10 protein-coding genes and 1 pseudogene are annotated in these 12,538 nt (G+C 41.0%); all 11 read left to right on the top strand.

Going from position 1 to position 12,538, the window contains the following annotated elements; genetic code table 11:
• A pseudogene (locus Q3F21_RS26160) lies at positions 1-193 on the top strand (oxalate:formate antiporter); the annotation flags it as partial.
• Positions 194-1,038: 845 nt separating this feature from the next.
• Entirely contained in the window at positions 1,039-1,812 is a 774-nt protein-coding gene (locus Q3F21_RS26165; RefSeq protein ID WP_340259400.1) for an HpcH/HpaI aldolase family protein, read from the top strand.
• Positions 1,813-1,848: 36 nt separating this feature from the next.
• On the top strand, positions 1,849-3,330 hold the full coding sequence (locus tag Q3F21_RS26170) for a Na+/H+ antiporter NhaC family protein (RefSeq protein ID WP_340259402.1): 1,482 nt from the start codon (positions 1,849-1,851) through the stop codon (positions 3,328-3,330).
• 26 nt (positions 3,331-3,356) lie between these two features.
• Positions 3,357-4,541, top strand: coding sequence for a PLP-dependent aminotransferase family protein (locus tag Q3F21_RS26175; protein WP_340259404.1), 1,185 nt, complete (start codon positions 3,357-3,359; stop codon positions 4,539-4,541).
• A 100-nt stretch (positions 4,542-4,641) separates the two neighbouring features.
• Positions 4,642-5,874 (top strand): cysteine desulfurase-like protein, encoded by a 1,233-nt coding sequence (locus Q3F21_RS26180; RefSeq protein ID WP_340259406.1) that lies wholly within the window; start codon positions 4,642-4,644, stop codon positions 5,872-5,874.
• A gap of 320 nt (positions 5,875-6,194) precedes the next feature.
• A complete protein-coding gene (locus Q3F21_RS26185) occupies positions 6,195-6,881 on the top strand; it encodes a GntR family transcriptional regulator (protein ID WP_340259408.1) in 687 nt (228 codons plus the stop codon).
• Positions 6,882-7,167: 286 nt separating this feature from the next.
• Positions 7,168-7,473, top strand: coding sequence for a hypothetical protein (locus Q3F21_RS26190; protein WP_340259410.1), 306 nt, complete (start codon positions 7,168-7,170; stop codon positions 7,471-7,473).
• A gap of 707 nt (positions 7,474-8,180) precedes the next feature.
• The gene (locus Q3F21_RS26195) at positions 8,181-8,801 is read left to right on the top strand and encodes a PadR family transcriptional regulator (protein ID WP_340259412.1); all 621 of its coding nucleotides are present in this window, start codon (positions 8,181-8,183) and stop codon (positions 8,799-8,801) included.
• 28 nt (positions 8,802-8,829) lie between these two features.
• Entirely contained in the window at positions 8,830-9,060 is a 231-nt protein-coding gene (locus Q3F21_RS26200) for a pentapeptide repeat-containing protein (RefSeq protein WP_340259414.1), read from the top strand.
• 80 nt (positions 9,061-9,140) lie between these two features.
• Positions 9,141-10,682: a DHA2 family efflux MFS transporter permease subunit gene (locus Q3F21_RS26205; protein WP_340259416.1), complete on the top strand. Its 1,542-nt coding sequence runs from the start codon at positions 9,141-9,143 to the stop codon at positions 10,680-10,682.
• Between the two features lie 87 nt (positions 10,683-10,769).
• Complete coding sequence (locus Q3F21_RS26210; RefSeq protein ID WP_340259418.1) at positions 10,770-12,044, top strand: glycosyltransferase; 1,275 nt, start codon at positions 10,770-10,772, stop codon at positions 12,042-12,044.
• Positions 12,045-12,538: the final 494 nt, after the last annotated feature.

The raw sequence follows: 12,538 nt of genomic DNA on the forward strand, positions 1-12,538 counted from the left end.
CGCTCACGAAATAGAAGAGCTTAAAGAGACGCTTCCGCTCCACAACGCCACAAGCTGTTACCATGCGATGAAGGTCTCTATAGAGATCTACAGAAGATTGCGTAAAGATACTGAAGGATTGATACGCAAGGAAGAAGCCGAGCAAGCTGCTATCGTATATCTCGATTCGGTATACGATAGCGTGCGCAAATGATATCTGGTTGCTAAGACCTATTGGAATGTTCCTTGATCGGTAGCAGCATTGGTCACATACAACATTACTCTAACGGGCACGATAGTCGAAATCTATATGGTAGTAGATAGGAGGTATAACTTGAGTCTGACATATACCTTTGAGCGAAGTGCAGATTAAAGCCATTAATTATCTTGGACACAAGCTCGGTTCCTCGTTAGCTCCGTCAGAACAGATTGACCAATGAAAATAGTGAAGAGATTACATGTAATCTGGCAGAATCTATAGGTGGACCTCAGTCAGGCTCGTACCTTACGACTGAAGCTTTCTTATCATGAGGTATTTGATTGGCTATTCCAAGATCTTTACCGTTGGGCAAAGAGGCAGCACCACCAATTGCGTCAAGGGCTGCGGCAACGTGGATGCACCGTAGTCAGCTCACATCGCCAAGGGCATATGTATGTAGTTCATTATCGGCAGCTCGTCGGACTATTGAAGAAACATTATCAGCAAGGATAGAAGACCAGTCTATGAGGGAAACCCTCCAAAAATGAAAAGAGCATAAATGAGTAGGTAAGATCCGTATAACATGTACGGATCTTTTTGTTTGGAAAACATAATCTTATCAAGTTTAGAGCCCCATTCGTACCTGTTTTTTTACTATTCTGTTACTTGGCTTGCACCTTGGTTTTTTTATATGAATCAATCTATGTATGATTTTAAAATATTGTCTTTTGTTATAAACAATATCTTAGAAGAAGGTCATTTCTTGTCGAAATTTTGACACACTTTTAAGGCAACTCCATAATCAATTATAGGCCTATAAAAACGATTACCAAATGATGCTCTATCAAAGGGGAATTTTAATGGAAAACAAAATGAAAGAAAAAATGCTCCATGGCGAATCAGTTCTAGGAACTTTTTTTGAACTTGGTGGTAGTACAGCAGTAGAGTGTTTGGGTATTTCCGGATTAGATTTTTTAGTTATTGATACGGAGCATGGTCCTTTTGATGTAGAAAGCTCTATGGATTTTATTCGTGTTGCAGAGCTAAGAGGTATCACACCATTGGTAAGAGTAAAAGATGGTTCGAGGTCTTCCATTCTTAAAATGTTAGATGTAGGTGCAAAGGGCCTCGTTGTGCCTTGCATTGAAACGATTGATCAAGTAAAACAATTAGTCGAATACGGAAAATATTACCCTACAGGTAAACGCGGTTTTACTTATGCCAGGGCAGCCGGTTATGGGTTTGAAAGTTTCACAATGAACATGGATGAATTCTTCAATACTTGCAATGAAAAAACAATGATTCTTCCTCAGTGTGAAACGCAAGGATGCTTGGATCATATTGAAGAAATTGTCAATATCGATGGAGTTGATGGAATTTTTATCGGGCCGTATGATCTTTCTATTGGAATGGGAATACCTGCTCAATTTACACATCCAGATTTTGTAATGGCCATTGACCGAATTTTCAAGGCATGTAAAGATGCGGGAAAATTTTCTTTTATTTATGCGGCCGATTCCAACACAGCGAAAAAATATGTAGCTAATGGATTTGATGGCGTTGCTATAACCATGGATGCTGCCGTATATATCAATGGATTCAAGGCGATTATCAAAGAAGTAAGAGGTATATAATGTTGGATTTTAAAACAAGAAAAGGAGAAATCTACTATGCTGGCACAAAAAGAGTATTCTGTTGATTTTAGAGTGAGCAGATGGCTATCATTGTTACCACTGTTTATTTTTATGGTAGCTTGTATTCTTTTCTTTGTTGTATTTCGTATTTATGAAATGGACGTCCTTGCTATGGGCGGGTTTGTGGCGCTTATCATCGGTAGCTTGTTTGCGAAAAACATTGGAGGGTATTGGCAAAGCGTTATCAAAGGAATGTCTTCCGAAATGGCTAATACATTAATACTAATTTTGTTTGTTGTCTCATTTTTCGGAAAAATGATGGCCCTCGCTGGTGTGGCGGAAGGTTTCGTCTGGGTGGGTGTGCAACTTCACTTAACAGGCGCCCTTTTTACCGTTTTTACATTTATAATTGCCAGTTTGTTAGCAACCATAACCGGAACTTCAATTGGAACACTGGCTACTGCTTTTCCACTCCTTTACCCTGCCGGCATTTTATTAGGCGCAGATCCGCTTTTTTTAGCAGGAGCTATTTTAAGTGGTGCTATTTTTGGCGATAGCATAGGCCCGATTTCAGACGTTACGATTGCCTCTTGTGCTACCCAAAAATATACCCGAAAAGAAGGTTTTGCAGAAATTGGAGGAATGGTTCTATCACGATTACGCTATGCTTTGGTAGCGGGATTGATCTCCATTGTACTTTTCTTGATTTTTGGAGGTTCAGGTCAAGAGATTGATCATGTTGGACAAGAGTTAATCAAACAATATTCCGACCCAAGTGGGTTAATCATGTTAATACCAGTGGTCATCTTGTTGTTCGTAGCCGTGAAAAGTCAGAACATATATCTAGCAGTTACGATGGGGACTTTATCCGGAATTGCTGTTGCATTGCCTCTTGGTATTCTTGAGGTGGCCGATATCTTTACTATAAAAGACGGCAATTTAGATGGATTTCTGATCAATGGCATTCGCAGCGTCATAGGCACCATCGCGTTCCTAATACCATTGTTTGGGATTATGGGTGTTCTCGAAGAAAGCGGTACTATGAATGAAATCATTAATCGCTTGGCAAACAGTAAACTAGCGTCTACCACACGAGGGACAGAGATCATTATTATGATGGGTACAACCCTTTCTGGTATTTGTCTTGGTGGTGCCAACGGACCTGCTTGTCTTATGTTTGGGCCCCTAACAGACAAGTTAGGAAAACAGAAGCATCTCCATCCTTATCGCAGAGGAAACCTATTATCTGGATTTGCATCTACAATTCCAGTTTTAATACCATTCAGCAGTCTATTTATCATTATTACCAATGCAAATATGAATAGTTTAGTGGAAGAATTCTCATTTATTCAACCCATTAATCCAATGTTAATACCAGTAGGTACGATTCATCCTATCGCCCTTTTCTTAGTCTTCCTGTTTGCTGTAATTACGGGGTGGGGAAGACTTTTCGAAGGGGAAAATGGAGTAGCATTAAAACAACCCGAAGTTGATTGTCAAAAAAAACACACAGCTTGATACAGTAAAAAGAAAGGAACGTAATTATGTATAATTTTGCAAAGCGCATGGGAGAGGTATCCGCAAGTCCAGTTCGGGAAATTTTGAAATTAATGGCAGACCCTGAGATCATATCCTTTGGTGGAGGAAGTCCTGCAAACGAGTCATTTCCAATTGATACCATTCAAGACATCATAGATAAAGCATTGCAAGAAAATGGACACCAAGTCCTTCAGTATGGCGTTACAGAAGGTTGGAAGCCTTTCCGCGAAGCCTTTTTAGAGCACATCGCTTATCCAAAGGGTGTGAAAGCCTCATTAGAAAATGTAATAACCACCACAGGAGCAACACAGGGCATTCAATTAGCAACCGATGTATTTCTTGATCCAGGTGACGTTGTATTAGTAGAATCTCCTACTTTCTTAAGTACATTAATGGTTTTCAAGAAATATTTTATCAAATGCGTTCCTGTTGAGACGGATGAACATGGCATGATAATGGAAGATTTGGAGGAAAAGATAAAAAAACATCATCCGAAAATGCTCTATTCTATTCCCACATTTCAAAACCCTACTGGAAAAACATTACCTTTGGAACGACGTAAAAAAATTGCTGAGCTAGCCTCTGCCTACAATATGATGGTGATGGAGGATGATCCCTATTGCGACTTAAGATACAAAGGTGAAGCATTACCGCCGATTAAATCCTTTGACCAGACTGGGCATGTCATTCTTTTAAATAGTTTTTCTAAGATTATCTCACCTGGTTTGCGTGTCGGTACAATTTTGGCAGAGCCAGAAATCATTCAAAAAATAACCGTTGCAAAGCAGTGTGCTGATACTCATACTACTAATTTAACACAGGTAGTGTGTGCAGAATTTCTAAATCGCGGGTTATTATCAGAGCATCTGAAAGCGATTACACAAATGTATGCAGCGCGATTGAATACAATGCAAGAGGGTATTAAGAAATACTTTCCTAGTGGTACCGAATATACCCAACCAGAAGGGGGGCTTTTCATATGGACAGAATTGCCTGGTGAGCCCAATATTCAAGCATTATTAGAAAGGGCAGTAGAACAACATAAGGTGGCCTTTGTTCCAGGAAAACCATTTTATATAAATCCTGAAGATGGCAGAAAATCCTTACGTTTAAATTTCTCTTCAAATACTCCGGAAACAATTGAGGAGGGCATGAAACGTTTGGGTGAATTATTTTCCGCTATTTACTAAATTTTCAATGGATGTACACACTCCTTGTTCAGCCGGCCTTTCCTTAATGAGCAGTTTCTGTGGTGATTCAAAAAAGTAAATTGGAATGGAGTTGACAAAGATGGAAAGACATTTTGATGTTGAGAAGGTTCGTGAACATTTTCCCGCACTTAATCGTACCTACAAGGGACAGCGAGTAGTATATTTTGATGGACCAGGCGGCTCCCAGGCGGTGAAATCATCAATTGACGCAATTAGTAGCTATATGATACGTGGTGGAGCAAATCTTCATGGTTCATTTCCAAGCAGTCACGAAACGGAAGCAATCATTGCTGAAACTAGACAAACGGTCGCCGCTTTCCTAGGCGCAAAACCTCAAGAGATAGCATTTGGAGCAAACATGACTACCCTGAACTTAGCCATCTCCCGGGCATTGTCCCGCACCTGGGAACCAGGATCTGAAATAGTGGTTTCCGAACTTGACCATCGCGCCAATGTTGATCCGTGGTTGTTAGCTGCTCGAGATCGTGGGGTACATGTGAAGTGGTTGATTGTAGATAAGGAAACATTGACTTTAAACCTGGACGAGCTAGACAGCGTGATTACTGAGAAAACAAAGTTAGTCGCACTTGGCCTCTCTTCTAATGCTGTTGGCACAGTATCCAATGTCAACAAGGTTGCCAAAAGAGCTCAGGAAGTAAACGCAGTTGTCGCAGTAGACGCGGTTCACGCCGCACCTCACATTGTGATTGACCGTGACGAACTCGGTGCGGATATCCTTCTATGTTCTGCTTATAAGTTCTTTGGACCACATGTCGGTATTGCGGCAATCAGAAATGACCTGTTTGAGCGCCTAGAGCCTTACAAGCTACAACCCGCACCCACGTACATACCTGAAAAATTAGAAAACGGCACCCAAAATCATGAAGGTATTGCGGGAGTTAATGGAGCGATTCATTTTATCTCTACACTCGGGCGGGGTGTCACGTTACGTGAGAAGCTTGTTAACTCCATGCTCACTGTAGAAGAGCATGAAAACTATCTTGCAGATAAGATTCGCAAAGAGTTACCTGTGTTGCCTGGCGTGACAATGTATGCAGCACCGGAGCCGTACAAAAAGACTCCAACTGTTGCTTTCCGAGTGGCTAACATGAGCCCGCGTCAGGTATGTGAGACGATGGCTAAGGAGTATGGAATTTTTATCGCTGATGGAGACTTCTATGCTACCACCCTTGCAGACAAATTAGGTGTCAATAGCTCCGGTGGTTGGATTCGGGCGGGACTCGCTCCATACAACACCGAATACGAGGTTGAAGCATTTCTGGAAGCACTGGAGCGAATTGTTCGCAAATAGAGTGGGTGGGCAATGTGGATAATGGCTGGGAAACAAATGACTTGGAGTGCCTGTCAGAACGGATTGTTCTAAACGAAGGCCAGTATTTTTAAGATTCACATGGGTGGACAGGGATTCGTTTCTCTGTCCACTTATTGCCTTTCCTATAGATGGAAAAATGCTTCCGATCCTAAAGATGGCAAAAAATCCCCTATCATAATTTGCTGAATTATAAAATTCCCATAGTTTTATACATCAACCTATCTAAATTTCAGTTTTATTGAAAAAAATCATATAAGAATATAAAATTTTGATAAAATATAGAAGATAGGAGGGTGTCTATGGAAACTAACAAATTTCATGAAAAAATCAAAGGACAGCCATTTGCTGTGCTTAGTGACTTGGTTTATGATTTTTTGCTTGAAATGATTATTACAATGAAAATGCTACCAGGAACGAGAATTAATGAGGCACAGATTGCGAAACAATTGGAAGTTAGCCGTTCACCCATACGAACAGCGATAGAACGACTAATTAATGAACGACTGGTTATCAAAGAAAGTGGCAAGAATCCCTTTGTTGCATTAATTACACCCGAAGACTGCTTGCAAATAACTCAAGCTAGAATTGTCATTGAAAGCAATGCCAGCTACCTTGCATCTCAAGTGATTGATCGTGTAAACCTCGAAAAACTGAAAAAGTTGGCGCTGGATTATGAAAAAATTGTAGATAATATTGAACTGGATGGTTTTGAAACTTGCGATCACGAATTCCATAGTTGTATCGTTAGTGCTTCCGGAAATCCTTATATCATTGAAATGTATAATTGTATTCAAAGCCGAGTTCTTAGATATCGATACTATTTGAGACATCGCCTAGGAAATCATACTTTGCAGAAAATCTTGAAGGGAAGTATTAAATCCCACTGGGCCATATGTTATGCCCTTGAAATCGGTCTTCCTACCGTGGCTAGAGATGAAGTTGAACGTCATTCGGATGCTATGCGCGATGTCTTTGCCAAGTGGTAACAAGGAGATGAGTGGCAGATCAAGCGTATTAGCCCCAAGAAGGAAAGATTAAATACTCATGGTTAACTACAGGAAATGTTTTATGGACACAAAGTGGAGGTGATAAAACGGATCACCGAGGATAATATAGAAACATACGTTCCAGTTGAGGCGGTTGAAAACGTGGGGAGTAAAAAGAACGATATTTTTGGTTCAATGAGATTTCTGTTACCTGAGCATCGGGAAATGTATTTGCGGATCAAAGAAGAGGAACGCCGCGCGTTATTTTGCTGGCAGCGGGGTTCTGTTGGCCACATGCGGATCATCCGGCGGCAAGCCATCGGCCGATGTAAAAGCAGCGGATGACCTAGCGTTGCAATATGTTCATGCAGCAGTTGAGGGGAATGATGAGCTTTTTAGAAAAATTCTATCACCGTCAGATTCACATTATAAGATTCTGGAAAAAAACTATCACGCTAATCCGGGTTTTATTGAAAAGATGGGGGAGCGGTATAGCATCAATCGTTTTGAAAAGGAGCCAACTAAACAAGGCAGTTTGCATTATATCGTGGTTTATTATATGGCGAATCATAATGGAGACGCTAAGGACTAAATATATGACCAGCTTTTCAGCTACATTTTCAGCAATCTTTTCCTTGAGAGAACCTATACAAGCGGTGATTTTCAGGATGGCATGTTCTACTTCTTTCCCGCTTGACCGGATCTGCATAAGCTCCTCTGGCTCCTCTGCCGTCAATAGCTCTTTACCCCTCATCGAAAAGCACCTTCCGTTATAAAAGTTCCATTTTGCGTTTCAGTATGGCTTTATCCGTATTCGTATAGAGTAGAGTCGTGTTGATATTTGAATTACCGGCTGATATGTTTCATAGTATCTTAGCTAACTCATTTTCATGTAACGCTGACATTATTTTTACTTTGCTTACGTTTCCGCGTTTTGTTGGCGGTACCCCTTTTAGAGCAGAATTGGGAAAATCCAGAGGATTAACAGGACACGAAAGAGCATTAAAAACAGCAGCAGCTTAGGACTTTAATTCCGGGGCTGCTGCTGTTTCTACGTCTTCGTCAACATGATTGTTTTGTGTCAAGAACACGGAACCGATGTTTGTACTCTTGCATCATTATTACGCATGCAGACGCGCCAAATTGACTGAGAATTTTCCTCCTTTACCACTGAAAATTCACTCGAATTATTCCCGACATTTGTTTTCGATTAAAACAAACCGACTACTCGGTATGTTTTAAAGGGGATGTGAGTATAGCTCTTGACAACGTAATATTATAACTAGTAATATTATGACTATGAAAAAAACAATAAAAACACAACGCTCCCCACTAGCCATGGCCATACTAGCACTTCTTGCAGAAGAACCGATGCACCCGTACCGAATGCAGCAGCTCATCAAAGAAAGAGGAAAGGATCAAATAATTAACGTACGCCAGCGTGCGAGTATTTACCAAACCATTGAGCGTCTACTGCGGGACGGACAAATTTCTGTTAAAGAGACGTTGCGAGAAACCGGAAAACCTGATCGAACTGTTTATGAAGTAACTAAGGAAGGAAGAGAAATATTAATAGAATGGCTTCGTGAGGTGCTATCTACACCAATACAGGAGTTTCCTAATTTCCCGGTTGCAATATCGTATATCAGTTTATTGTCTCCGCAAGATGCCCTAGAAAAACTCGAGCAAAGGTTAGATGTACTAGAAAAAACAGTACATCAGATCGATAATAATCTCCAAACCTACAAGAATATCATTCCAAGACTGTTTATGCTGGAATCTGAATATCAAAAAACGGTAATAGCAGCAGAATTAGAATGGGTTCGTTCTGCCAGCGAGGATATCAGGAATGGCTCCCTCTTCTGGAACGATGAGTGGCTCCGTGATATTGCGAAGCGATTGACCAGCAAGGAGGAGTAAATTTCAAAAAATGAAGGGAAGTATTAAGATGGGGTTTCGCATGACAAACAAAGATGTAACAGCAAAAGGAATGGATTTAACCAAATACGACTTGAAAAATTCTGATCTTCAAGCAACGGACCTAAAATATGGAACGTTTGACTATAGTAACCTGAAAGCAACTGATTTTAGTCAATCTGATTTAACAGGGTGCTCCTTTAAATGCATTAACTTGGAGGACGCCGTATTTGATGGTGCAACGATGGATAAAGTGACGTAAGCGATACTAAAAGGAAAGCAAGCCTTGATCATGTAAAGGTCATATAACAAGCCTACTTCGATAAAAAGAGGTGCACTATCATGAAACGAAAAAAGAGTAACTTAGGCATCGTCATTGCAGGACTTTTACTTAGTATTTTAATGGGGTCAATGGATAACACAATAGTCGCAACTGCTATGGGCACTATCGTCGGTGAGCTTGGAGGGTTAGACAAATTTGTTTGGGTTACATCGGCCTATATGGTTGCAGAATTGGCCGGCGTACCGATATTCGGCAAGCTGTCAGATATGTATGGTCGCAAAAGATTTTTCGTTTTTGGTCTTTTAGTATTTATGATAGGTTCTGCTTTGTGCGGGACAGCGGGTTCCATAACGGAACTGGCGCTATACCGCGCTATTCAAGGTATCGGCGCAGGAGCCATCATTCCAATCGCTTTTACAATCATGCTTGATGTTGTTCCGTTTGAATCGCGCGGCAAATTTGGTGGCATCTTTGGTTCCATTTTCGGCCTTTCGAGCATATTTGGACCATTGCTTGGCGCGTACATTACGGACTATATCAAATGGCAATGGATATTTTACATTAACCTCCCTGTGGGTGTAACGGCGGTATTAATGATTGTGCTATTTTACAAAGAATCGCACGAGCATTCGAAGCAACCAATAGATTGGGGTGGTGCGTTTACTCTTATTGGTGCAGTCGTCTGCCTGATATTCGCGATGGAACTTGGCGGTAAACAGTTTGCATGGAACTCTGCTGCTATTTTGGGACTATTCGCAGGGTTTATCTTGTTAGCGATTGCGTTTCTTATTATCGAGGCAAAGGTAAAGGAACCAATCATTTCTTACAGTTTGTTCAAAAACCGTTTGTATACAACAAGTATCCTAATTTCCTTATTTAGCAGTGCGGCGTTCATCGTCGCTTCAGTATACATGCCGATTTTTATTCAAGGTGTTTTTGGGGGGAAAGCAACGGATTCCGGACTTGTGCTGCTCCCTATGATGCTTGCCTCTGTCGTGACTGCAATGATTGGCGGTTTTGTGATAACCAAAGTACCGTATAGAAATGTTATGATTTCAACTTTGCTTATGTTAGTCGCCGGTGTAGTACTTGGATCGACCCTTAAGAGTGATTCGACACGATGGTTAATTACATTAACCATGATTTTAATTGGATCGGGTATTGGATCGTCGTTTTCTGTGCTTGGCAATGCTGTCATTCACGGAGTAGTGGCGAGACAACGGGGAACTGCGAACTCCACACTTACATTTATTCGTTCGCTTGGCATGACTATCGGAATAACGACGTTTGGCATTATTCAAAGCCAGCTGTTTTCGAATAAATTGGCGAATTATCTTCAATCCATGAGTGATAAAGATGCACAATTGCCAAAAGATCTTGACATCAAAGACCCGCATATACTGCTTTCACCGGAAGCGCGTGAACACATTCCGCACGAAATTTTGGACCAAATTAAAAACATGCTTTCCGACTCGATTACGCTTACGTTCGCATGGGCGATTATTCCCGCTGCTCTTGCATTTTTTATTTCCTTTTATATGGGAGGATCGAAGCTTGATGCTTCTGCAAATGCGGATGAAGAATATGTTGCAGGACATTAAGGAATTTTGCAAAAATGAACTGCATACCCGCTACTATATTAAATTAAATGTTTGAAACATTACGAATATATAGGAGGTAGTAAAGTAATGGCAAAATTTTTAATCAGTACGATGCCTGCTACTGGACATGTAAATCCAATCCTGACAACTGCAACGAAAATGGTTGAAGAAGGGCATCAAGTAGTATGGCATTCAGGACCGGCAATGGAAGAGAAAATAAAAGCCACCGGGGCCAGCTTTGTACCATTCAAGCATACGCCTGATATTATTGAAAGTGCGATAGATAAACAGGAAAAGGGCCTTGCTGCAGCAAATGCTGCTGTGACAAGCTTATTCGTCGACCCCATGCTTGGTCAGATGAAAGATTATCAGGAGATTATAAAAGACTTCCCTGCAGATGTATTAATTGTTGACATGTGTAGTCTGGGAGCTTACCTTTTTCATGAAAAAGGAGGTCCGGTTTGGGCAAGCATAGGAATGATTCCTTTGAGAACCGAAGAAAGCGCCATGCATGGATCTGGAAAACCTCCCGCTAAAAATGCTCTTGGAAGGCTTAACAATCGTATGATAAATTGGATCGGGACTCACGTTATGTTAAAAGATGTTACTAAAAAAATGATTAACGATCTTAGAAGTATAAAAGGGCCTGAGCTCCCTAAAGGTAAAACCGCTTTTGATTGTCTTATGTCTCCATTCTTGCATCTACATGGCACAACAGCAGCATTTGAATATCCATATAAGGAAATCCCATCTCAACTTCACTATGTTGGACCTATGCTACCTCCAATGCCCACAGACTTCATACCTCCCAAATGGTGGTCAGAGCTTAGCTCAGGCAAGCCTGTCGTTCATGTAACTCAAGGGACAGTTGCTACGGATGTTGAGGAACTGACACTGCCGACAATTAGGGCAATGGCGGATGAGAATGTACTTGTTGTCGTTACTACGCCAAATCCAGAAAAACTGGGGGACATACCGCGCAATGTACGTGTAGAGCGCATGATCCCACATTCTCTCCTGCTTCCGTATGTTGATGTCATGGTCACTAATGGTGGATTTAATGGTGTCAAGGTCGCACTATCCCATGGCGTTCCTCTTGTGGCCGCAGGGATTTTATCCGATCAACCCGAAGTGTGTGGTCGTATTGAATACTTCGGTGCAGGGGTTAATCTTAAAACCAGTACCCCAAGCAGTTCTCAATTAAAGGAAGCTATATTAAAGGTACTAAAAGAGCCAGCTTATCGTAGCAAAGCAAAAGTCATTCAGTCAGATTTTGCTTCCCATGATAGTGCAACGGAAGTGGTACGATTGCTTGAACGTCTAGCGAAAACAAAAAAGGCTGTTCTTCGGGAAAGCTTGTAAATGATTGCCTCTGTCTCTGTTAATTTGTGGCGGCAAGTGAAAACGTGAAGATAAGGCTTTCCTTAATCCTTCGTAACATGATATTCGACCCGGAACGTCCATTTGAATAGTGAAATCATAAAACGTCAGAAAACTCCCTCGCAGCATGAAATTGGCAAATATGCCCTAGTATAGCTGGGTAAAGCCGACATTGCTGGAGTTGACGTCGGATTAGGGCCGAGTGCTTTTTGTTTTTCGGTGATTCTTCCTGCACATTAAGCAGCGACTTGGTACACTTCCTTGGATAAGCCTTACAGTAATAGATTTTACTCAAATAGTAACTATTAAAGAAATAGGCTTTTTTTATCATTCTATTTTTCATAGTTTTATATGAGCCATTTGAGGTTATTCGTATAATGACATAGCTTAATAATATTGTTTAGTCAATAATAGCTTTTACTGAAAAAATAAATCAGGTGGTATAAATGCGTACCCATTAGCATGGGTCTATTTTC

This window comes from Brevibacillus borstelensis, assembly GCF_037834415.1.
Lineage (GTDB): Bacteria > Bacillota > Bacilli > Brevibacillales > Brevibacillaceae > Brevibacillus > Brevibacillus borstelensis_A.

Bases quoted from the DNA above. Each gene is read 5' to 3' on its own strand.
- Q3F21_RS26185 (WP_340259408.1), top strand. From the start codon at position 6,195: ATGGAAACTAACAAATTTCATGAAAAAATCAAAGGACAGCCATTTGCT.
- Q3F21_RS26205 (WP_340259416.1), top strand. From the start codon at position 9,141: ATGAAACGAAAAAAGAGTAACTTAGGCATCGTCATTGCAGGACTTTTA.
- Q3F21_RS26170 (WP_340259402.1), top strand. From the start codon at position 1,849: ATGCTGGCACAAAAAGAGTATTCTGTTGATTTTAGAGTGAGCAGATGG.
- Q3F21_RS26180 (WP_340259406.1), top strand. From the start codon at position 4,642: ATGGAAAGACATTTTGATGTTGAGAAGGTTCGTGAACATTTTCCCGCA.
- Q3F21_RS26210 (WP_340259418.1), top strand. From the start codon at position 10,770: ATGGCAAAATTTTTAATCAGTACGATGCCTGCTACTGGACATGTAAAT.
- Q3F21_RS26195 (WP_340259412.1), top strand. From the start codon at position 8,181: ATGAAAAAAACAATAAAAACACAACGCTCCCCACTAGCCATGGCCATA.
- Q3F21_RS26200 (WP_340259414.1), top strand. From the start codon at position 8,830: ATGGGGTTTCGCATGACAAACAAAGATGTAACAGCAAAAGGAATGGAT.
- Q3F21_RS26165 (WP_340259400.1), top strand. From the start codon at position 1,039: ATGGAAAACAAAATGAAAGAAAAAATGCTCCATGGCGAATCAGTTCTA.
- Q3F21_RS26175 (WP_340259404.1), top strand. From the start codon at position 3,357: ATGTATAATTTTGCAAAGCGCATGGGAGAGGTATCCGCAAGTCCAGTT.